Consider the following 21308-nt stretch of genomic DNA (forward strand, 5'->3'; position numbering starts at 1 on the left):
TCACCCGCCTGGACCCCGGGGACATCACCGGGAAAACCGAGCCGCGAAAGGATGGGGGGAACGAACACCTCCCCCCGTGCGAGGGGCCCGCTCCACCCCGGGGGGCCGCAGCGGCCCATTCCGCGTGGATGTCCGGCGCCTCAGTGCCCCGCCGGTGCCCCCGCCGTGGCCGGCGGCAGTTCCGCCGAGACGCCCTCGTCGCCGGCGTCCGCGGTGTAGTCGCCGGGGCTGGTCTCGTCGACGCCCTCAGGGGCCTTCATGGCCTTCAGGGCGAACGTCAGGACGACCGTCACCACGACGTTCAGGACGAAGGCGGTCAGGCCGATGTAGCCGATCTCGCCGATGCCGGGGATCTCCTTGCTGGAGCCGCCGAAGTGGGCCTGGGTCGGGCTCGCGACGCCGTACGCCGCGAGCGTGCCGTAGAGCATGCCGGCCGCCCAGCCGGTCAGCAGCGCCCAGCGGTGGAACCAGCGGGTGAACAGGCCACCGACCAGGGCCGGCATGGTCTGCAGGATCCAGATGCCGCCCAGCAGCTGGAAGTTGATCGCGACGGTCTTGTCCATGGTGAGGACGAAGACCAGGGCGCCGACCTTGACCAGCAGGGAGACCAGCTTGGCGACCTTGTGCTCCTGCTCGGGCGTGGCGCCGGGCTTGAGGAAGTCCTTGTAGACGTTGCGGGTGAACAGGTTGGCCGCGGCGATCGACATGATGGCCGCCGGGACCAGCGCACCGATGCCGATCGCGGCGAACGCGACGCCGGAGAACCAGCTGGGGAACATGTCCTCGAACAGCTGCGGGATGGCCAGCTGCGGGTTGCCCTGGATGTCCGTACCGGCCTTGACGGCCATGAAGCCGAGCAGCGCCAAGAGGCCCAGCATCAGGGAGTACAGGGGCAGGATCGTGGTGTTGCGGCGGATCACGTTGCGGCTGCGCGAGGAGAGCGTGGCGGTGATCGAGTGCGGGTACATGAAGAGCGCCAGCGCCGAGCCGAGCGCCAGGGTCGCGTACGCCCACTGCGCGTTGGGCCCGCTGGTCAGCTCGCCGCGCGGCTTGCCGGGGACGGCGCCGGGCTCGGCGAACGCCTTGCCGGCCGCGTCGAAGATCTGGTCGAAACCACCCAGTTTGATCGGGATGTAGACGATCGCCACGATGATGACCAGGTAGATCAGCCCGTCCTTGACGAAGGCGATCAGGGCGGGCGCGCGCAGGCCGGAGGAGTAGGTGTACGCGGCCAGCACCGCGAAGGCGATCAGCAGCGGCAGGTCCTTGACGAACCAGTTGGTGTGCGCGCCGCCGCCGATGCCCATCACGTCCAGGACGGCCTGGATGCCGACCAGTTGGAGCGCGATGTACGGCATCGTGGCCAGGATGCCGGTGAGTGCCACGGCCAGCGACAGGCCCTTGGAGCCGAAGCGTCCGCGGACGAAGTCGGAGGTGGTGACGTAGCCGTGCTTGTGCGAGACCGACCACAGGCGGGGCAGGAACGTGAAGATGAGGGGGTAGACCAGGATGGTGTACGGGACGGCGAAGAAGCCGGCCGCGCCCGCCGCGTAGATCGCCGCCGGTACGGCCACGAAGGTGTAGGCGGTGTAGAGGTCGCCGCCCAGCAGGAACCACGTCACCCAGGTGCCGAAGCTCCGGCCGCCCAGGCCCCATTCGTCGAGGTTGGCGGACTGCTCGGCCTTGCGCCAGCGGGCCGCCAGGAATCCCATGACCGTCACGGCCAGGAAGAAGAAGACGAACACGGCGAGCGCCACGCCGTTGACGCCCTGGGTCGAGGAGGCCGCGAGCGCGGTGGAGGCACCCGGTGTGAGGATCGCGTCGGTCACTGGTCCGCACCGCCCTTGCGGGCGCGCTGCTCACGCTGCACGAGCTTGTACGCCACCGTCGTCAGCGCCGTCGAGATCAGCACCCACAGCATCTGGTACCAGTAGAAGAACGGGATCCCGATGAGCGTGGGCTCGATCCGGGCGTAGGAACTCACCCACAGCGTCGCCACGAACGGAGCGAGCAGGCACAGTCCGGCCACCACACGTGTGGGTGTGACGACGGGTCTGCTGCTGGGGGATTCGGCTGGCTCTGGCATCGCGTGGCTCCGTCCGTGGCGGCGAACTCCTGTGCAATCGGCTGAAAATCTATGGCAGAGCCGTGGCACGCGTCACTAGCTGTCCGCATATCGGTACGAAGAATCCGCGCGGGGGAGGAGCGGTCGGCGGGCCGGGTTCACTCCGTGGGGCGCTGCAGCCTCGCCACGAACTTGTAGCGGTCGCCGCGGTAGACCGAGCGCACCCACTCCACCGGCCGGCCCTGCGCGTCGAGCGAGTGCCGCGAGAGCATCAGCATCGGCAGGCCGACGTCGGTGCCCAGCAGACCGGCCTCGCGCGGGGTGGCGAGCGAGGTCTCGATGGTCTCCTCGGCCTCCGCGAGGCGGACGTCGTAGACCTCGGCCAGCGCGGTGTAGAGGGAGGTGTACTTGACCAGGTTGCGGCGCAGCGCGGGGAAGCGCTTGGCCGACAGGTGGGTGGTCTCGATGGCCATCGGCTCGCCGCTGGCCAGCCGCAGCCGCTCGATGCGCAGCACCCTGCCGCCGGGGGCGATGTCGAGCAGGCCGGCCAGCCGGTCGTCGGCGGTGACGTAGCCGATGTCCAGCAGCTGGGAGGTCGGCTCCAGGCCCTGGGCCCGCATGTCCTCCGTGTAGGACGTCAGTTGCAGCGCCTGGGAGACCTTGGGCTTGGCCACGAAGGTGCCCTTGCCCTGGATGCGCTCCAGCCGGCCCTCGACGACCAGCTCCTGCAGCGCCTGGCGCACTGTCGTGCGGGAGGTGTCGAACTCCGCGGCGAGGGTGCGCTCGGGGGGTACCGGGGTGCCGGGCGGCAGGGTCTCGGTGATCTCCAGCAAGTGCCGCTTGAGGCGGTAGTACTTGGGCACCCGTGCGGTCCGCGTGCCGCCGCCGCTCTCCGCGCTGCCCCCGTCGGTCTCCATGGCCCGCCTCTCCGACGCCTGTCGTGCTGCCGTCACCGGCTCCTCCGTACGTAGCGGCTCACATCGTGGCACGCGTGGGTTCGTTGTGCTCCCTCGCAGGTCCCGGCGTGCCGGATGTCGGTCCGGTAACGGACCTGACAGCGACTCTTATACACCCTTGACACCCCAAAAGGTCTAGGCCAAGCTGCGGGCACTGGTCTAAACCATTAAAGACCACACCCGGCCTTTAGGGGAGAGCGCAATGAAGCGTGGGCTCATAGCAGCGACGGCGGTCGCGGGAATGCTGGTGAGTGTCGCTGCCTGTGGGTCCAGCGACGGCAACAAGGCGGGCGCGGATGGCTTCAAGGGCCAGAAGCTGACCGTTTGGGTGATGAGCGGTTCGAACCCGGAGCAGTGGAGCAAGCAGGTCTCCGAGCAGTTCAAGAAGAAGACCGGAGCCACCGTCGAGTTCAAGGTCCAGCAGTGGAACGGAATTCAGCAGAAGCTGAGCACCGCACTTTCCGAGGACACCCCGCCGGACGTCGTCGAAATCGGTAACACCCAGACCGCCGCCTATGCGAAGGCCGGCGCGCTGGCCGACCTCGGCGATCTGAAGAAGGAGATCGGCGCCGACTGGAACGACGCCTTCAACAAGGCCTCGCTGGTCGACGGAAAGCAGTACGCGCTGCCGTGGTACGCCGGAAACCGCGTGGTCATGTACAACAAGAAGATCTGGGCCGAGGCGGGGCTCAAGGACCTCCCCAAGACCCGCAACCAGCTGTTCAAGGCGTTGGACGCCATCAAGCGGAAGACCGACGCCGAGCCGCTGTACCTCCCCGGCCAGAACTGGTACTTCCTCGACGGGCTGACCATCGGCACCGGCGCCGACCTGGTGAAGAAGCAGGGCGGCAAATGGGTTTCCAACCTCGGCGACCCCAAGGTCGCCAAGGCCATGGACGTCTACAAGCAGTACCAGGCCTTCAGCACCGCGCCGAAGAACAAGGACGAGGCCACCCCGCAGCAGGCCGAGGTCTTCGCCAAGGGGAAGACCGGCGCCGTCATCGCCATGGGCTACGAGGCCGCCACCGCCGTCAAGGCCAACCCGAAAATCAAGGACGACATCGGATTCTTCACCATTCCCGGTGAGACCGCGGCCAAGCCCGAGGGTGTATTCCTCGGTGGTTCCAACTTCGCGGTCGCCGGCATGGGCAAGAACCAGGAACTCGCCAAGGAATTCCTGAAGATCGCCCTGTCGAAGGAGAACGACGGGCAGATGGTCAAGGAGTCCGGCTGGACCCCCAAGTCCCCGGACCTGGCCGGCGCCGCCAAGGAGAACCCGGCGGCCGCTGCCGCCGCCCCCGCGGCGCAGCAGTCCGGCGGCACCACCCCGCTGATCGCGCAGTGGGCCGCGGTGGAGAACGTACCGAACCCCATCAAGAGCTATATGACGGCCGTGTTGAACGGCACGTCCCCGGCCGACGCCGCCAAGGACATCGAGTCCGAGGTCAACGCACGGCTCGCCAAGCAGTAGGCCCCGGCCGCGTACGGGGCCGGCCGGCACCGGCCCCGTACGCCCGCCGCCGGCGCACCGAGGTTCCACGGCAACAAGGGGGAGCAGCGACCCATGGCAGTGCAGCTCGACGACGCGGCGGCCAAGGCCGTGCCGCGAACCGGCAAGGGCGGCGATCCGCCCGCCCGCCGCGGCGCAGGAGGCCGACGGGCCGCCCGCGGCGCGCCCCGCCCCCCGGCCCGCCGCACCCCGTACCTCTTGCTGCTGCCCGCCCTGGCCGCCACCGCGGTCTTCCTGGGCTGGCCCATGGTCCGCAACCTGCTGCTCTCCTTCCAGAACCTCAACATGAAGGAGCTGATCCAGCATCTGACCGACTGGCGGGGGATCGGCAACTACCAGGAGGTCCTGGGCAGCGAGCAGTTCTGGCGGGTCACCGGCCGCACCATCGTCTTCACCGCGGTCAACGTCATCCTGATCATGGTGCTGGGCGTGCTGATCGGACTGCTGCTGGCCCGGCTCGGCAAGAAGATGCGGCTGGTGCTCTCCCTCGCGCTGGTGCTGGCCTGGGCCATGCCGGTGATCGCCGCCACCACCGTCTTCCAGTGGCTCTTCGACTCCCGCTACGGCGTCGTCAACTGGGTGCTGGACCGGCTCGGCTGGCATGCGATGGCCCACTACGACTGGGTCGGCACCCAGCTGTCGACCTTCTTCGTGATCACCGTGCTGATCGTCTGGCAGTCGCTGCCGTTCGTGGCGCTCAACCTCTACGCGGCCACCACGACCATCCCCAGGGAGCTCTACGAGGCCGCCCGGATGGACGGCGCCGGCACCTGGCAGGTCTTCACCTCGGTCACCTTCCCCTTCCTCAAGCCCTTCTTCCTGGCCACCACGTTCCTCGAAGTGATCTGGGTCTTCAAGGCGTTCCCGCAGATCTTCGCGATCAACGAGGGCGGCCCGGACCGGCTCACCGAAACACTGCCGATCTACGCCTTCACCGAGGGCGTCGGCAACCTCCACTTCGGCATGGGCGCCGCGATCTCGCTGCTGACGATCCTGGTGCTGCTGGCCATGACCGCGTACTACCTGCGTCTGACGCTCAAGCAGGAACAGCAAGAGGAGAACGAGCGGTGAAGCCCTCCCTCGCCGGCCGCATCTGGCCCAACGCCACGGCGCTCGTGCTCGCCGCCGGCTTCGTCTTCCCGGTCTACTGGATGTTCAACACGGCCTTCAAGCCGACCCGGGACATCATCAGCGAAGACCCCGTGTGGTTCCCCTTCCACGGCACCCTGGAGCACTTCGCGACCGCCGTGCACGCCCCGAACTTCTGGACCCTGGCCGGGAACTCGGTCCTCGTGACCGTGCTCGCCGTCGGACTGTCGCTGGTCGTCGCGCTGTGCGGGGCGTTCGCGCTCACCCGTATGCGCTTCAAGGGACGCCGCGGCATCCTGTTGACCTTCATGGTCGCCCAGATGGCCCCCTGGGAGGTCATGGTGATCTCGATCTACCTGATCGTCCGGGACGCGGACATGCTCAACAGCCTGGTACCGCTCACCTGCTTCTACCTGCTGATGGTGCTGCCCTTCACCCTGCTGACCCTGCGGGGCTATGTCGCCGCGGTGCCCAAGGAACTGGAGGAGTCCGCCATGGTCGACGGCTGCTCCCGCCGCCAGGCCTTCCTCAAGGTCGTCTTCCCGCTGCTGGCACCCGGACTGATGGCCACCTCCCTCTTCGGCTTCATCACCGCGTGGAACGAGTTCCCGCTCGTGCTGGTCCTCAACAAGGAGCCGGCCATGGGCACCCTGCCGCTGTGGCTCTCGCAGTTCCAGAGCCAGTTCGGGGACGACTGGGGCGCCACCATGGCCGCCGCCTCGATCTTCGCCGTCCCGATCCTGGTCCTCTTCCTGTTCCTGCAACGCAAGGCGGTCGGCGGTCTCACCTCCGGCGCAGTGAAGGGATAACGCAGTCCATGACTCCCGTAGGCTCCGCACGCTCGGTACGCGCCACCGACACCCTCACCCGCGACGCGCTCGCCGTCCTCCAGCCCGGCTTCACCGGCACCGCCGCCCCCGACTGGCTGCTGCGCCGGCTCGACGAGGGCCTGGCCGCCGTCGGCCTCTTCGGCCGCAACATCACCGACCCCGCGCAACTCGCCACCCTCACCGCCCAGTTGCGCGGCGCACGCGAGGACGTCCTGGTCGCCATCGACGAGGAGGGCGGCGACGTCACCCGCCTCGAAGTGCGCGGCGGCTCCTCCTTCCCCGGCAACCACGCGCTGGGCGCCGTGGACGACACCGCCCTGACCCGCGGCGTCGCCCGCGAGCTCGGCCGCCGGCTGGCCGACTGCGGTGTCAACCTCAACTGGGCGCCCTCCGCCGACGTCAACTCCAACCCCGCCAATCCGGTCATCGGCGTCCGCTCCTTCGGCGCCGACCCGCAGCTGGTCGCCCGGCACACGGCCGCCTACGTCGAGGGGCTGCAGTCGGCGGGCGTCGCCGCCTGCACCAAGCACTTCCCCGGCCATGGCGACACCGCGGTCGACTCCCACCACGACCTGCCGCGCATCGCCGCCGACCTGCCCACCCTCCAGGAACGCGAACTGGTGCCGTTCCGCGCCGCCGTCGCCGCCGGCACCCGGGCCGTGATGAGCGCGCACATCCTGCTGCCCGCCCTGGACGGCGACCGCCCGGCCACGCTCAGCCCCGCCGCCCTGCACGGCCTGCTGCGCGCGCCGGCCGGCGAGGGCGGTCTGGGCTTCGACGGGCTGATCGTCACCGACGGAATGGAGATGCAGGCCATCTCCGCCACCTTCGGCATCGAGCGCGGCAGCGTGCTGGCCGTCGCGGCCGGCGCCGACGCGATCTGTGTGGGCGGCGGACTGGCCGACGAGGACACCGTGCTGCGGCTGCGGGACGCCCTGGTGAGGGCGGTGCGCGACGGCGAGCTGCCGGAGGAGCGGCTCGCCGACGCCGCAGCGCGGGTGCGGGCCCTGGCGCGCTGGACACGGAGTGCGGGCGCGGGGGAGGGGGCCGCGCCCGCACCCGGGATCGGCCTGACCGCGGCCCGGCGGGCGCTGCGCGTCACCACCGCCGGCCGTCCCTACGAGCCGCTCACCGGCCCCGCCCACGTCGCCGCCTTCACACCGCTGGCCAACATCGCCGTGGGCGACGACACCCCCTGGGGCGTCGGCGCCGAGCTGGCCCGGCTCGTACCCGGCACCGAAACCGCCGCCTACACCGCCGAATCCGCCGCCCGCGCCGGTACCCGGGCCCTGGTCGACGGCCTGCTCGCTGCGGCCGCCGGCCGACGCGTGGTCGCCGTCGTCCGCGACGTCCACCGCCACCCCTGGATGGCCGACGCCGTTGACGCCCTGCTCACCGCCCGTCCCGACACCGCCGTCGTCGAAATGGGCGTCCCCCAGGCCCCGCCCCGAGGCGCCCTGCACCTCGCCACCCACGGCGCCGCCCGCGTCTGCGGTCAGGCCGCCGCCGAAACCCTCACCCGCCGCACCCCGGCACACCGCACCTGAAGTCCGCGCGGCGACGGTCCCCCGCGCTCGGCCGCCCCGGGACGGCGGCCGAGCGCACCCGCACCCTCGGCCGCCTGACGACTCGGTTCCTACTGCGCTTACTGGGCCTACAGCGCCTACTGGGCCTACTGCGGTAGGACGACGCGCATGGTCAGGCCGCCGCCCTCGCGGGGCTCGGCGGTGATGCTGCCGTCGTGGGCGCGCACCACCGAGCGCACGATGGACAGGCCCAGACCCACGCCCTTGTCGCTGCCGGTGCGCTCGGTGCGCAGCCGCCGGAAGGGCTCGAAGAGGTTCTCCACCTCATAGGCGGGGACCACCGGCCCGGTATTGGCCACCACCAGCACCGCACACCCCGGCCCCGGCTCGGTGGTCACCTCCACCCAGCCCTCCTCGGCGACGTTGTAGCGCACCGCGTTCTGCACCAGATTCAGCGCGATCCGCTCCAGCAGCACACCATTGCCCTGCACAAAGACCTGCTGCCGCACCCCGCGCAGCGCAACCCCCTTGGCCTGCGCCTCCCCCCGCATCTGCTCCACCGCCTGCGCGGCCACCTCCGACAGATCCACCGGCCGCTTGTCCACGACCCTGTTCTCACTACGGGCCAGCAACAACAGACCCTCCACCAACTGCTCACTGCGCTCATTGGTCGCCAGCAGTGTCTTGCCCAACTGCGTCAACTCCGCCGACGCCCCCGGATCGGCCAGCTGCACCTCCAACAGCGTCCGATTGATCGCCAACGGCGTCCGCAACTCATGCGACGCATTCGCCACAAACCGCCGCTGCGACTCAAACGCCCGGTCCAACCGGTCCAACATCTCATCGAAGGTGTCCGCAAGCTCCTTCAGCTCGTCATCCGGCCCACCCAACTCGATCCTGCGATGCAGATCCGAACCCGCCACCCGCTGCGCCGTACGCGTGATCCGCCCCAACGGCGCCAGCACCCGCCCCGCCATCGCATAACCAAACGCGAACGCCACCACCGTCAGACCCACCAGAGCGATCAGCGAGCGGTGCAGGAAGGTGTTCAGCGCCAGTGCGCGCTGGTCCTGGATGCAGTCGCCGATCGCCGCGTTGATCTCGCCGGCCGTGCCGACCGCCGGCAGGTCGGGGCAGTCGATGTTGCCCACCCTGACGTCACTGCCGAAGACCCTGAACTCGGGGGTGCCGTCCTTGAGGGTGTCGGCCGCCAGGATGTAGATGATCGTCAGCAGCACGATCCCCGCCATCAGGAACATGCCGCCGTACAGGAGCGTCAGCCGTATCCGGATGGTCGGCCGCAACCACGGCGCGGGACGACGGCGCGGCTCAGGACTCCGGCTGGGCTCAGGGCTCCGGGGCGGCTCAAGGCTCTGGGGTGTCTCCGAACGCCCCGTGGGTTGCGGACTCCCCGTGGGTTTGGGACTCCCCGTGGGTTTCGGACTCCGGGTGGGCTTCGGAGGTACGGTCACCGGCGCGGGCTGCTGGGCCGAGGCTGCCACGGCGCTCAGCCCCGACGACCCGGAGCGGCGGGCACGGCGACCGAAACCTGGACCACGGGTGAGCGCACGGCTGAACCTTCCTCAGATACCTCACAGCGCACGACAGTTGCCGCGCCTCACCCATCCTGCTCAAAGAGGCCATAAACCGGCAGTAAGCGTGGAATCGCCGCCCGGCCGTGCACACCGTCCGAGTCGCTCCACTGCGCGAGGTATCGCGTTGCCCGCCTCCGACCCCGGCCGCCCGAAGACGCCGTGGCCGGGGGTACGGAGACCGGAGAGGAACCTCCTAGAGCCCCTGCCACTCCGGCTTGGCGGCGTAGGTGGCGCGGAAGTAGTCGGCGAGCTTCAGCTTGGCGGCCGCGGCCTCGTCGACGACGACCGTGGCGTGGGGGTGGAGCTGGAGTGCCGAGGCCGGGACCAGCGCGGCGACCGGACCCTCGACGGCGTGGGCCACGGCGTCCGCCTTGCCCTCGCCCGTGGCGAGCAGCACCAGGTGGCGGGCCTCCAGGATGGTGCCGATGCCCTGGGTGATGACGTGGTGGGGGACCTCGTCGGGGCTGTCGAAGAACCGGGCGTTGTCCTCCCGGGTCTGCTGGGTCAGCGTCTTGATGCGAGTGCGGGAAGCCAGCGACGAGCAGGGCTCGTTGAAGCCGATGTGCCCGTCCGTACCGATGCCGAGCAGCTGGAGGTCCACCCCGCCGGCCTCGCCCAGCGCACGGTCGTACGCCTCGCAGGCGGCCTGCACGTCCTGAGCCGTGCCGTCGGGGCCCATGAAGGAGTCCTCGCCGAGACCGAGCGGCTCGACCACCTCGCGCAGCACCACCGAACGGTAGGACTCGGGGTGCCCGGCCGGCAGGCCGACGTACTCGTCGAGCTGGCAGATGCGGGCCCGCGAGGCGTCCACGGCGCCGGCCCGGACCTTGGCCGCCAGTGCCTCATAGATGGGCAGCGGGGTCGAGCCGGTGGCCACACCGAGCAGCGCGTCGGGCTTGCGGCGCACCAGAGCCGCGATGGCCTCCGCGATCAGCTCGCCGCCTGCCCTGGCGTCCGGAACGATGACAACTTCCACGCTTTGGCCTGCCGTTCTGGAGAGTGGACTCATATGGTCATGTGGTATAGACCAATCTATCAGAGGGTGGGCCCCGGGTCCCGACGGCGCCTGCGAACGCCGAGACACGTTTTCCCGTCGTTCGGGTGACCGGAAGACCGCCGGAACAGGTGCCGTCGGGAGGGGGAGGGGGAGGTGAGCGACGAGGCCCCAAGGTCGAGAGGCGCCCAGGCCGGGAGGCGCCCATGATCCGGAGGCGCTCAGTCCGGGAGGAGGCGTCCATGGCCCGGAGGCGCCCATGGCCCGGAGGATCGAGGCCGCGAGTCCCCAAGGGCGGGCCATGCGCCGTCAGAGCAGGGCGCCTCCCGTCGCGTCGATCCACTGCCCCGTCACCCAGCGGCTGTCGTCCGAGGCCAGGAAGGCCACCACGTCGCCGATGTCGTCGGCCTGCGCTATCCGGCCCAGCGGGGACATCTCCGCCAGTCGCCGCTGCGCTTCGGTGTTGGCCTCGCCCCTGAGCCAGCCGGCGTTCATATCGGTGTTCACCGCCCCGGGGGCCACCGCGTTCACCGTGATCCCGCGCGGGCCCAGGTCCTTGGCGAGCGTCGAGGTGAACACGTCGAGCGCGCCCTTGGTCATGGCGTAGGCGATCAGTTCGGGCTTGGCCGCGCCGCGGGTCAGGCCCGTCGAGGTGTTGATGATCCGCCCGCCGTCCCGCAGGCGGGACAGCCCGTGCTGGACGATGAAGAACGGCGCCTTGGTGTTGACCGCGAAGAGGTGGTCGAAGTCCTGCGCCGTCACCTCGCCGATCCGCTTGAGCGTCCCGTCCACCGCTGTGTTGATCCCGGCGTTGTTGACCAGGATGTCCAGGCCCTCGGCCTGCTCGTCGAACGCGGACCACAGCGCTTCGGCGTCTCCCGGCGCGCCCAGCTCCGCCCGGACCGCGAAGGCCTGGCCCCCCGCCGCCTCGATCGTCGAGACCGTCTCCTTCGCCGCGGTCTCGTCGCGGCCGTAATGCACGCCGACCCGCGCGCCGTCCCTCCCCAGCCGCTCGGAGATCGCCCGGCCGATCCCCCTGCTGCCGCCTGTCACCAGTGCCGTCCTGCCGCTGAGCGCGCCCATGGCCGTGCCCCTCCCTGTTCGTGCGTGCGCGCGTCCGTGCGAGATCGCGTGCAGCTCCCGACCGCCGAGCGACCTATTTCTATATCGCTCGCTACAGAAAGACCGTAGCACGCGTTCCGTACCGACCGCTATAAAATTCCTCCCATGGCGACCAAGGAAACGAAGCAGCGTGGCCGGCCCCGGTCCTTCGACCGCGAGACGGCGCTGGAGCGGGCGGTCCGGTCCTTCTGGGAGCAGGGCTACGAGGCCACATCGATCGCCGACCTCACCCGCGCCATGGGCATCAGCGCCCCCAGCCTCTATGCCGCCTTCGGCGACAAGCGGGCGCTGTTCGACGAGGTCGTCGCCGAGTACGGGCGGCTCTACGGAGGTTTCATCTCCCGAGCCGTGGCCGAGGAGCCGACCGCCCGCCGCGGCGTCGGACGCGCACTGCGCGAGGCCGCGGTCGAATACACCCTGCCCGGCCGCCCGCGCGGCTGCCTGGTCATCAGTGCCGCGCTGAACATCTCCCCCGCGTCCACCGAAGTCGCCGACTTCCTGCGGGAGATGAGGCTGTCGAACATCAGGGAGTTCGCCGGCGCCATCCGGGCGGACATCGCCACGGGGGAGCTCCCGGCGGATACGGACGCCGGTGCGCTGGCCGGCTTCGTGGGAGTCGTCATCCAGGGCATGTCCCAGCAGGCGCGGGACGGTGCGGAGCGGACGGAGCTGGCGGCGATCGCCGAGCTGGCGATGGCGGCCTGGCCGCGGGCGGCGAGCGGGGCGAAGGCCTGAGGGCCCCCGAAAACACCCGCGGGCCGCGGCGCCGGGACAGGACCCTCAACCTGTCCGGCACCGCAGCCCGGAGCTGACATCGGCCGGCCCCGCCTTACGGGCGGAGGGTGTCCCCATGTGCGGTAGGGGCGCCACCCCGTCCTGGGGCCGGTCGATCGGAGGCCTTGGCGCAGTCAGGGCAGAGAGCGCCGTCGGCCTCGTTCCGCTCTCCTGTGCGGGGAGAACGGAGGCTTTGCTGAATTCTGGACTAGACCATTCTTACTTGTCCATGCCCGTGCAGGCACAACACATACACCGTACGCCGGTAGGCTCCAAGACGTGCCCTCCATGAACGATCTCGTCCGCCAGCACACCGCTCTGAGCGACTCCGACCTCGAGTGGCTCCATCTGCTGGTCTCGGAGTGGCAGCTGCTCTCCGACCTCTCCTTCGCCGATCTCGTGCTGTGGGTCCCCACCCTCGACGGCACCCGCTACGTCTCCGTCGCCCAGATGCGCCCCAATACCGGGCCCACCTCCTACCAGGACGACATGGTGGGCCATCTCGTTCCCCGGGGACGACGTCCGATGCTGGACTCCGCCTTGGATGAGGGCCGCATCGTACGCGAGGGCGACCCGGAGTGGCGAGAGGAAGTGCCGGTACGGGTTGAGTCCATTCCGGTACGCCGCGAGGGCCGGGTGCTCGGCGTGATCGCCCGCAACACCAATCTGCTGACCGTGCGCACCCCCAGCCGGCTGGAGCTCACCTACCTCCAGAGCGCCTCCGACCTCGCCCAGATGATCGCTGCCGGAACGTTTCCCTTCCCGGGCCAGCAGGTCGACATGGACGCCTCGCCGCGCGCCGGCGACGGGCTGATCCGGCTCGACGCGGACGGCGTCGTCCAGTACGCCAGCCCCAACGCGCTCTCCGCCTACCACCGGCTCGGGCTCGCCGCCGACCTGGTGGGCCACCACCTGGGCCAGGCCACCGCCGAACTGGCACCCGCGCGCGGCCCGGTGGACGAGGCCCTGGTCAAGCTCGCCAGCGGCTGGGCCCCCAGGGAGTTCGAGGTCGAGGGGAGCGACGGCGTGATCCAGTTGCGCGCCATCCCGCTCAAGCCGAAGGGCACGCACATCGGTTCGCTGGTGCTGCTGCGCGATGTCACCGAACTGCGACGTCGCGAGCGGGAACTGATCACCAAGGACGCCACCATCCGGGAGATCCACCATCGGGTGAAGAACAACCTGCAGACGGTCGCCGCACTGCTGCGGCTGCAGTCCCGCCGGATGGACTCCGAACAGGGCCGCGAGGCCCTCAACGAGGCCGTACGCAGGGTCGGTTCGATCGCGATCGTGCACGAGACGCTGTCCCAGAACCTCGACGAACGGGTCGAGTTCGACGAGATCGCGGACCGGGTGCTGGCCATGGTCGCGGAGATCTCCCCGGGCAAGGTGATCACCCGCCGCACCGGCCGCTTCGGCATCCTGGACGCGGAGGTGGCCACGCCGCTGTCGATGGTGCTCACCGAGGTGCTGCAGAACGCCCTGGAGCACGCCTTCGACCAGGCGGAACAGGGCATCGTCGAGGTCGGCGCGGTGCGCGGCGGCAGCCGTACCGAGCCGCGGCTGCTGGTCACCGTTCAGGACAACGGCCGCGGGCTCCCCGAGGGATTCGACCCGCACCGCGCCGGAAACCTGGGGCTGCAGATCGTACGGACCCTGGTGGAAGGCGAGTTGGGCGGAAAGTTCGACATGGTGCGGGCGGCCGGGCGCGGCACCCAGGTCGTCCTGGACGTGCCCGTGCGCCCCGAGAAGCAGCACTGAGGCGCGCGGCGGTATATCGGGACGGGGGAGCGGTACGGCGGACCGGCACGGAAAGGTTGACGGGAAAGCCGTACGGCGAAGCGGTTTCGAGACCGTACTGAGGCGGAACCGATATCCCCTCCGACAAGGGGAAAGGGACCCGGCCCGAACAGCAACAAGCCCCGGACCATACGGTCCGGGGCTCAAAGCTATTGCGATGCGATAACGACCGGGCTATTCGGCGCCGATGTGCATCGGGTGTACTGCGCGCTGCGGCTCGGGGGCCACGGGGCGGCTGGCTCAGGCGCTGGCGTTGCGCGCCCGGTTGCGAGCTGCACGGCGCTTCATCGCGCGGCGCTCGTCCTCGCTCAGACCACCCCAGACGCCGGAGTCCTGGCCGGACTCGAGCGCCCACTGCAGGCACTGCTCCATGACGGGGCAGCGGCGGCAGACGGCCTTGGCTTCCTCGATCTGCAGCAGCGCAGGACCGGTGTTGCCGATAGGGAAGAAGAGCTCGGGGTCTTCCTCGCGGCAAACGGCGCGGTGACGCCAGTCCATGGCTGCTCCATCTCCTCGTGTGACGGGATCGTTGCTTGTGAATGTGAACGCTTTCACGAATCCCTCCACAAGGGAAGGCCCGATCTCCAGCTGTGAACTGGTGCGGTCCTGTGAATGAGGAGGGGGATTCGGGCTCTCAAGGGGGCCGGTAAAGCGGCCGTCCCGATCGCCATGAAGAGACTCGCAAACCTCGGCTGCGGATACAACCCCTTCCGGAAACTTTTTTTTGATTCCTTGGTGTCGCCTCGGTCACAGCCGTCATTCCAGGGGGTGGGAACCAGCCTAAACGTTCGAGTGAAAGGACTTTGGGCCCTACTGCTCACACAATCACACGCAGTGCACGGCGAACGCCTGTGAACGTCACACTCGTACGGAGCCCCAGGTGGTCACCGTCCATCTGGAAGGGCAGTGGAACCTGCGAATGCAAGGTGAAGTTCGTGAGGTCGTGAAGTGAGAGTGCGTGCTTGCCATGGGGGCCGCGCTCGGGTGTTGACGTCAGCAGCTGGGTGACATAACGGGCCACCGCGGGGGATGAGAGCTTGCTCAGTGCGAACAGGTCCAGCCCGGTGTCGAACGACGCGTCCGGGGACGGGTAGATCGGCCGATTGCCCAGGTAGGACCACGGAGCGGTGTTGCAGATTATGGCCAGCGCCAGGTTCTCGACGAGCTCCGCGGCACCGTCGTCACCGCCCGGACGTTCGAGGGTGATGACCCCCTGGCGGCGGTTCGCCTCGCCCAGGAACTGCCGTACGACCTGTCGCACGTACAGGGCGTGGGTCGAACGCTTGCCGCGTTCCCGCTGCTGCTCGACCCGGCCGACGACGCCGGCGTCGAAGCCGAAGCCCGCGCAGAAGGTGAACCAGCGTTCCGGTACGCCCTCGTCCTCGGTGCCCGGGGTGCCGGCGGCCAGGCCCAGGCCGATCGTGCGCTCGCTGCCGTCGCGCAGCGCGTCCAGCAGGGCGCCGGTCGCCTCCACGACGTCGTTGGGCAGTCCCAGCGCGCGGGCGAAGACATTGGTGGAGCCGCCGGGGACGACGGCCAGCCGCGGGTGCGAGTCCGGGTCGGGGCCGTTCGCCAGCAGACCGTTGACGACCTCGTTGACCGTGCCGTCCCCGCCGAGCGCCACCACCAGTTCGGTCTCCCCGCCCTCGGTGGCCTGCCGGGCGAGATCGCGGGCGTGCCCGCGGTAGCGGGTCTCGGCGACCTCCAGTTCGAGGTCGCTGGCGAGTGCGTGGGCGAGTACCTCGCGGGTGCGGGCACTGGTGGTGGTTGCAGCGGGATTGACCACGAGGAGTGCGCGCATGTGCAGCAGCGTACCTACCTGCTGGTACCCGCCTCACGCCCCGTCCGGATCCGGGGCATCCCCGGGCTGGGGGAGGGCCGGCGCTACCCTGCTGGGGTGAGCAGTCAGCAGAAACAGTCCGCGCGGCGAGCGGCCGGCGCCCCCGCCGCGGCCGCGCCGAACGAGCCGTCCGGGCCGCGCCCTGCCCGGCTGAGCGCCGCGGCGGCGCTCACCGCGGTCGAGGGAGCCGCGCTCGCGGCACTGGGTGCGTACATGCTGATCATGGGGCTGGCCGGTTCGCCGGACAGCCCGCGGCAGGCGGAGATGGGCGGGCTGACCGTCCTCGCGCTCGCCGCGCTGCCGCTGGTCGCGGCCCGGGGGCTGTGGCTGCGCCGCCGCTGGAGCCGGGGCCCGTCGCTGATCACGCAGATCGTCGCGCTGCCCGTGGCCTGGACGCTGGTCAACGGTGGCGGGGCGCTGATCGCCGCCGGTATCGCACTGGCCGTCGCCGCGCTCGTCGTGCTCGTCCTGCTGGTCAACCCGACAGCCACCGAGGCACTGGGCATCGGGCCGCGCGAGAACCCGTAGGCGAGCAGGCGAGCAGGCGACGTACGGCTCCGCAAGCCGCGAGAGACGTCGTGCCGCGATACCTGTAGGGGGGCGGGGAACGGATCCCGTAGGGGGCGCGAGGGCCCCCTACGAGCCACAACGGGGCGCGGCCGGGGCGGTATTCCGCAGGGGGCCGGGGCGGTGCCCAGCGGTGGGGTGTGGCCGGGACCGCATTGCCCGCGGGGTTGGTGCAGGACCGGCCAGGGTGGCATTGCCGTGATCGCCGGGGCCCGCCCCGCTCCGCGGGGGTGCTTGTTACTCCTCCACGAGCAGCTTGTCGCGGAGCTGGGCGAGGGTGCGGGCCAGCAGCCGGGAGACGTGCATCTGGGAGATGCCGACCTCCTGGGCGATCTGCGACTGGGTCATGTTGCCGAAGAAGCGCAGCAGCAGGATCTTCTTCTCGCGCGGCGGGAGGTCCTCCAGCAGCGGCTTGAGGGACTCGCGGTACTCCACACCCTCCAGCGCCTCGTCCTCGGCGCCGAGGGTGTCGGCGACGGCCGGGGACTCGTCGTCCGTGTCCGGCACGTCCAGGGAGAGCGTGCTGTACGCGTTGGCGGACTCCAGGCCCTCCAGGACCTCCTCCTCGGAGATCGCCAGATGCTCGGCCAGCTCATGGACGGTCGGCGCCCGGCCGTGCCGCTGGGAGAGCTCGGCGGTCGCCGTCGTCAGCGACAGCCGCAGCTCCTGGAGGCGACGCGGAACGCGGACCGCCCAGCCCTTGTCGCGGAAGTGCCGCTTGATCTCGCCGACCACGGTGGGGGTGGCGTACGTGGAGAACTCCACGCCGCGCTCCGGGTCGAAGCGGTCCACCGACTTGATCAGGCCGATGGTGGCGACCTGGGTCAGATCGTCCAGTGGCTCGCCGCGGTTGCGGAACCGCCGGGCCAGATGCTCGACGAGCGGGAGGTGCATGCGGACAAGGGTGTTGCGCAGCTCCGCCCGCTCCGGGGAGCCCTCGGGCAGCTTGCGCAGCTCGTAGAACATCGCCCGGGCGCCGCTGCGGTCCTGCGGCTCCTGGGAATGCTGCTGGTGGTGCAGCTTGTCGTCGGGAGCGGGCGCGTCCTGCCGATGCACCTGCTGACCCTGCTGCTCGCTGTGGTCCATGTGGTCTGCCCGCTCCGCCTGCTCCGCCGCGTCCAAATGGCCGCCGTGGTCGTCCACTCCCACCGGATGCGGCCGGGCCTGCTGCTCGGGGATGGTCGCGCTCGACGCCATCCGCCCGCCGCGTTCGAGATCTTTCACGGGGCCCCCTGTTCGGTCATGACGGTCCGGGACCGGCGCCGCGCTCCTTGTACAGACTGATGGTGACCGTACGGTCCTCGGCGACGGTGGAATCGACCTTGCCGGCGAGTGCGGAGAGCACCGTCCAGGCGAAGGTGTCGCGCTCCGGGGCACGGCCGTCGGTCGTCGGGGCGGACACGGTCACCTGCAGTGCGTCGTCGATCAAGCGGAAGACGCAGCTCAGCACACTGCCGGGGACGGCCTGTTGCAGCAGGATCGCGCAGGCCTCGTCGACCGCGATGCGCAGATCCTCGATCTCGTCGAGGGTGAAGTCCAAGCGGGCTGCGAGCCCGGCCGTGGCCGTACGCAGCACGGACAGGTAGGCACCCGCAGCGGGCAGACGGACTTCCACGAAGTCCTGAGTCCCGGGCTCGCCTGCGATCTGGGACACCCTCACCTCCAAGGTGGCACAAGCTGGTTGAGCTGGAATGCGCGATATTCGCGTTGTTCGGGATATTTCGCTCCGGCGCTTTCTCCTGTCGGATGAAAGGAGAACGATCCGGCGCGGCACATGGTTCGGCTGTGACGCTATCGCGATCTGCGGGCCGGTGTCGCCCGGAAGAGGCACGGCCGTCTCCGGGCGGCATCGACCCCGAGGCCGCCGCATACCTTAGCTGTCACTGATTGTAAAACTGCGGGTACGGACAGTGGCTAGGGGTGTGCACTGCCAAATCGAGGCCGATTACGCTCCGTTGACGCGCGGGTCGGCTGCCAGGTTGTGCAGTGCCTCTCCAGTGAGCCGGAAGACGGTCCATTCGTCCATGGGCTGTGCACCGATCGACCGGTAAAAACCGATGGACGGTTCATTCCAATCCAGGACTGACCACTCGAAACGCTCGTATCCGCGGTCCACGCAGATCTTCGCGAGGGCCGCGAGCAGCGCCTTGCCGTGGCCGCCGCCGCGCGCCTCGGGGCGGACGTAGAGGTCCTCCAGATAGACACCGTGCGTGCCCGTCCAGGTGGAGAAGTTCCGGAACCACAGGGCAAAGCCCACCGGGGCGCCGCCCCCCTCGGCGATCAGTGCGAAGGCGGCCGGCTGCGCGCCGAAGAGGGCCTCCTTCAGCTGCGGCTCGGTGGCCTGCGCGGCCTCGGGGGCGCGCTCGTAGGCGGCCAGCTCGCCGATCATGGCGAGAATGACGGGGACGTCGTCCGGGGTCGCTTCGCGGATCATAGGTGAAGGCTAAACGGACCCTGCCGAATGTTTCACCCGTCTTTTTGCGCGCACCGGCTCCCGGTCGCACCGCCGGGCGGCGCGCACCGGCTCCCGAGTCACACCAGCTGCTGGTCGACGAAGCACCAGCGCCAGGCGTCACCCGGCTCGAACGTCCGCATCACGGGGTGGCCGGTCTCCTCGAAGTGCCCCGTCGCATGCCGGTACGGCGAGGAATCGCAGCAGCCGACATGGCCGCAGGCCAGACACAGGCGCAGCTGCACGGGGTGGCTGCCGACGGCCAGGCACTCCAGGCAGGTCGCGCTCAGCGGGGCCGGCTCGGCGCCCGGCAGGTCGGCGATGTGCGTGCACTCACTCATGCCGAAACCTCACTTCGCTCGGCCCCGCATTCGCGAGGCACGCACCTTTCCATGGTTCGCTCGCCGCGCTCGCTCACGCCGAAACCTCACTTCGCTCGGCCCCGCATTCGCCAGGCACGCACCTTTGCATGATTCGCTCGCTGCGCTCGCTCATGATGGCCAGGTTAGATCGCCGGGACGGATGGCGACGGGTACGGGGACGGGACGGGCCGATGGCTGTGATGCCGCTGTTTTTGCTGGTCGCGGGGAGCGCGGCGGTGGCCGGGCTGGCGCGCCGGACGCCCGTGCCGGCGCCGCTGCTGCTGGTGGCCGCCGGGCTCGCGGCGTCCGCCCTCCCCGGTGTCCCGGACTACCCCCTCGATCCGCACATCGTGCTGCCGCTGGTGCTGCCCCCTCTGCTGCACACCGCCGCCCTGGACAGCTCCTACCTGGACCTGCGGGCCAACCTGCGGCCGGTCGCGCTGCTGTCGGTGGGCTATGTGCTGTTCGCGATGCTGGTGGTCGGCTATGCGGCCTACCTCCTCGTCCCGGATCTGCCGCTGACCGCGGCCCTTGTCCTGGGCGCCGTCGTCGCCCCGCCGGACGCCGTCGCGGCCACCGCCATCGCCCGCCGGCTCGGGCTGCCGCACCGGATCACGACGATCCTGCAGGGCGAGTCGCTGGTCAACGACGCCACCGCGATCACCGCCTACAAGGTGGCGGTGGCCGCGGCCGTCGGGATCGGTGCCACCTGGGGCGACGGGATCGAGGAGTTCGCCCTGGCGTCCGTGGGCGGCATCGGCATCGGTGTCGTGCTGATGGTGCCGCTGCACTGGCTGCGTGTCCGGCTGCGCGAGTCGGCGCTGCTGGAGAACACCCTGTCGCTGCTCATCCCGTTCGTCGCCTACGCGGCGGCCGAGCAGGTCGGGGCCTCCGGGGTGCTCGCCGTCGTCGTGGTGGCCCTCTATCTGGGGCACCGCTCGTGGCAGGTCGACTTCGAGACCCGGCTGCAGGAGGAGGCCGTCTGGAAGATGATCTCCTTCCTGCTGGAGTCGGCCGTCTTCGCGCTGATCGGACTGCAGCTGCCGGTCGTGCTGCGCGGCCTGGGGGAGTTCAGCGGGGGCCAGGCCCTCTGGTACGCGGTCGTGGTCTTCCTGGTCGTGGTCGTGGCCCGCTTCGTCTGGGTCTTCCCCGCGACCTATGTGCCGCGCCTGCTGTCGGCACGGATCCGCACCCGCGAGCCCGACACGACCTGGACCGCGCCGGTCATCGTCGGCTGGGCCGGGATGCGCGGCGTGGTGTCGCTGGCCATCGCGTTCTCCGTCCCGGCCACGGTGCAGGGCGGCGGCCCCTTCCCCGCGCGCAACCTCGTGCTCTTCCTGACCTTCACCACCGTCATCGCCACCCTCGTCGTCCAGGGCCTCACGCTGCCGCCGCTGATCCGTGCGCTGCGGCTGCCCGGCCGGGACGCCCAGGCCGAGACGCTCGCCGAGGCCCAGGCCCAGAGCGAGGCCTCGCGGGCCGCCGAGGAGCGCCTGGACGAACTGCTCCAGGACGAGCGCAACGCGCTGCCCGGCCCGCTCGCCGACCGGCTGCGCACCGTCATGGAGCGGCGCCGCAACTCGGTGTGGGAGCGGCTGGGCGCGGTCAACGAGGTCACGGGGGAGTCCGCCGACGAGACCTACCGCCGGCTGGCCCGGGAGATGATCGACACCGAGCGACGGGTCTTCGTCCGGCTGCGCGACGCCCGGCGCATCGACGACGAGATGATGCGCACGCTGCTGCGCAGGCTGGACCTGGAGGAGGCGGCGGCGTACCGGGAGGGCGCCGAGTAGCCCGGAGGGCGGGCGGCGGTTCTCACCCGGGGG

At 70.2% G+C, this 21308-nt stretch carries 20 protein-coding genes; 8 read left to right on the top strand and 12 right to left on the bottom strand.

The window, feature by feature from the left end:
- Window positions 1-140: 140 nt before the first annotated feature.
- The 3 genes from mctP to ACZ5XZ_RS03955 form a co-directional block, all read right to left on the bottom strand.
- Window positions 141-1829 carry a monocarboxylate uptake permease MctP gene (gene mctP, locus ACZ5XZ_RS03945; RefSeq protein WP_468974365.1) on the bottom strand — a complete coding sequence of 563 codons (1689 nt, stop codon included), beginning with the start codon at window positions 1827-1829 and terminating at the stop codon, window positions 141-143.
- A complete protein-coding gene (locus ACZ5XZ_RS03950) occupies window positions 1826-2086 on the bottom strand; it encodes a DUF3311 domain-containing protein (protein WP_384433880.1) in 261 nt (86 codons plus the stop codon). The genes mctP and ACZ5XZ_RS03950 overlap by 4 nt, the downstream gene beginning before the upstream one ends.
- A 137-nt stretch (window positions 2087-2223) precedes the next feature.
- Window positions 2224-2982, bottom strand: a complete 759-nt coding sequence (locus ACZ5XZ_RS03955; RefSeq protein ID WP_468974897.1) for a GntR family transcriptional regulator — start codon at window positions 2980-2982, stop codon at window positions 2224-2226.
- A gap of 241 nt (window positions 2983-3223) precedes the next feature.
- Here ACZ5XZ_RS03955 and ACZ5XZ_RS03960 point away from each other — a divergent pair, with 241 nt between their 5' ends.
- The 4 genes from ACZ5XZ_RS03960 (at window position 3224) to ACZ5XZ_RS03975 (ending at window position 7997) form a co-directional block, all read left to right on the top strand.
- Window positions 3224-4492, top strand: coding sequence for an extracellular solute-binding protein (locus tag ACZ5XZ_RS03960; protein ID WP_468974367.1), 1269 nt, complete (start codon window positions 3224-3226; stop codon window positions 4490-4492).
- A gap of 93 nt (window positions 4493-4585) precedes the next feature.
- Complete coding sequence (locus ACZ5XZ_RS03965) at window positions 4586-5602, top strand: carbohydrate ABC transporter permease (RefSeq protein WP_468974370.1); 1017 nt, start codon at window positions 4586-4588, stop codon at window positions 5600-5602.
- Complete coding sequence (locus ACZ5XZ_RS03970; protein WP_468974372.1) at window positions 5599-6429, top strand: carbohydrate ABC transporter permease; 831 nt, start codon at window positions 5599-5601, stop codon at window positions 6427-6429. Before ACZ5XZ_RS03965 ends, ACZ5XZ_RS03970 begins: the two co-directional genes overlap by 4 nt.
- A gap of 8 nt (window positions 6430-6437) precedes the next feature.
- Window positions 6438-7997, top strand: a complete 1560-nt coding sequence (locus ACZ5XZ_RS03975) for a glycoside hydrolase family 3 protein (RefSeq protein ID WP_468974373.1) — start codon at window positions 6438-6440, stop codon at window positions 7995-7997.
- Window positions 7998-8122: 125 nt separating this feature from the next.
- Here ACZ5XZ_RS03975 and ACZ5XZ_RS03980 read toward each other — a convergent pair whose 3' ends face one another.
- The 3 genes from ACZ5XZ_RS03980 to ACZ5XZ_RS03990 form a co-directional block, all read right to left on the bottom strand.
- The gene (locus ACZ5XZ_RS03980; protein WP_468974898.1) at window positions 8123-9448 is read right to left on the bottom strand and encodes an ATP-binding protein; all 1326 of its coding nucleotides are present in this window, start codon (window positions 9446-9448) and stop codon (window positions 8123-8125) included.
- 316 nt (window positions 9449-9764) lie between these two features.
- Complete coding sequence (gene nagB, locus ACZ5XZ_RS03985) at window positions 9765-10547, bottom strand: glucosamine-6-phosphate deaminase (RefSeq protein WP_468974376.1); 783 nt, start codon at window positions 10545-10547, stop codon at window positions 9765-9767.
- Window positions 10548-10874: 327 nt separating this feature from the next.
- Window positions 10875-11648 (bottom strand): SDR family oxidoreductase, encoded by a 774-nt coding sequence (locus ACZ5XZ_RS03990; protein WP_468974380.1) that lies wholly within the window; start codon window positions 11646-11648, stop codon window positions 10875-10877.
- A 144-nt stretch (window positions 11649-11792) separates the two neighbouring features.
- Here ACZ5XZ_RS03990 and ACZ5XZ_RS03995 point away from each other — a divergent pair, with 144 nt between their 5' ends.
- On the top strand, window positions 11793-12422 hold the full coding sequence (locus ACZ5XZ_RS03995) for a TetR/AcrR family transcriptional regulator (protein ID WP_468974382.1): 630 nt from the start codon (window positions 11793-11795) through the stop codon (window positions 12420-12422).
- A gap of 327 nt (window positions 12423-12749) precedes the next feature.
- Window positions 12750-14222: a sensor histidine kinase gene (locus tag ACZ5XZ_RS04000; RefSeq protein ID WP_384491986.1), complete on the top strand. Its 1473-nt coding sequence runs from the start codon at window positions 12750-12752 to the stop codon at window positions 14220-14222.
- A gap of 279 nt (window positions 14223-14501) precedes the next feature.
- Here the strand turns inward: ACZ5XZ_RS04000 and ACZ5XZ_RS04005 are convergent, their stop codons facing one another.
- Entirely contained in the window at window positions 14502-14759 is a 258-nt protein-coding gene (locus tag ACZ5XZ_RS04005; RefSeq protein ID WP_003983230.1) for a WhiB family transcriptional regulator, read from the bottom strand.
- A gap of 319 nt (window positions 14760-15078) precedes the next feature.
- Window positions 15079-16062, bottom strand: a complete 984-nt coding sequence (locus ACZ5XZ_RS04010) for a diacylglycerol/lipid kinase family protein (protein WP_468974384.1) — start codon at window positions 16060-16062, stop codon at window positions 15079-15081.
- A 96-nt stretch (window positions 16063-16158) separates the two neighbouring features.
- On the opposite strand from ACZ5XZ_RS04010, the gene ACZ5XZ_RS04015 reads away from it, so the two are divergent.
- Window positions 16159-16629 (top strand): hypothetical protein, encoded by a 471-nt coding sequence (locus ACZ5XZ_RS04015; protein ID WP_468974386.1) that lies wholly within the window; start codon window positions 16159-16161, stop codon window positions 16627-16629.
- Between the two features lie 276 nt (window positions 16630-16905).
- Here the strand turns inward: ACZ5XZ_RS04015 and ACZ5XZ_RS04020 are convergent, their stop codons facing one another.
- The 4 genes from ACZ5XZ_RS04020 to ACZ5XZ_RS04035 form a co-directional block, all read right to left on the bottom strand.
- Window positions 16906-17865 carry an RNA polymerase sigma factor SigF gene (locus tag ACZ5XZ_RS04020; protein ID WP_468974899.1) on the bottom strand — a complete coding sequence of 320 codons (960 nt, stop codon included), beginning with the start codon at window positions 17863-17865 and terminating at the stop codon, window positions 16906-16908.
- Window positions 17866-17908: 43 nt separating this feature from the next.
- Complete coding sequence (locus ACZ5XZ_RS04025; protein ID WP_003985353.1) at window positions 17909-18322, bottom strand: ATP-binding protein; 414 nt, start codon at window positions 18320-18322, stop codon at window positions 17909-17911.
- Window positions 18323-18613: 291 nt separating this feature from the next.
- A complete protein-coding gene (locus ACZ5XZ_RS04030; RefSeq protein WP_468974388.1) occupies window positions 18614-19102 on the bottom strand; it encodes a GNAT family N-acetyltransferase in 489 nt (162 codons plus the stop codon).
- Window positions 19103-19200: 98 nt separating this feature from the next.
- The gene (locus ACZ5XZ_RS04035; RefSeq protein ID WP_468974390.1) at window positions 19201-19461 is read right to left on the bottom strand and encodes a UBP-type zinc finger domain-containing protein; all 261 of its coding nucleotides are present in this window, start codon (window positions 19459-19461) and stop codon (window positions 19201-19203) included.
- Window positions 19462-19673: 212 nt separating this feature from the next.
- On the opposite strand from ACZ5XZ_RS04035, the gene ACZ5XZ_RS04040 reads away from it, so the two are divergent.
- Entirely contained in the window at window positions 19674-21275 is a 1602-nt protein-coding gene (locus ACZ5XZ_RS04040; protein WP_468974392.1) for a Na+/H+ antiporter, read from the top strand.
- Window positions 21276-21308 lie beyond the last annotated feature (33 nt).

The organism is Streptomyces sp. NPDC033270, assembly GCF_055576575.1.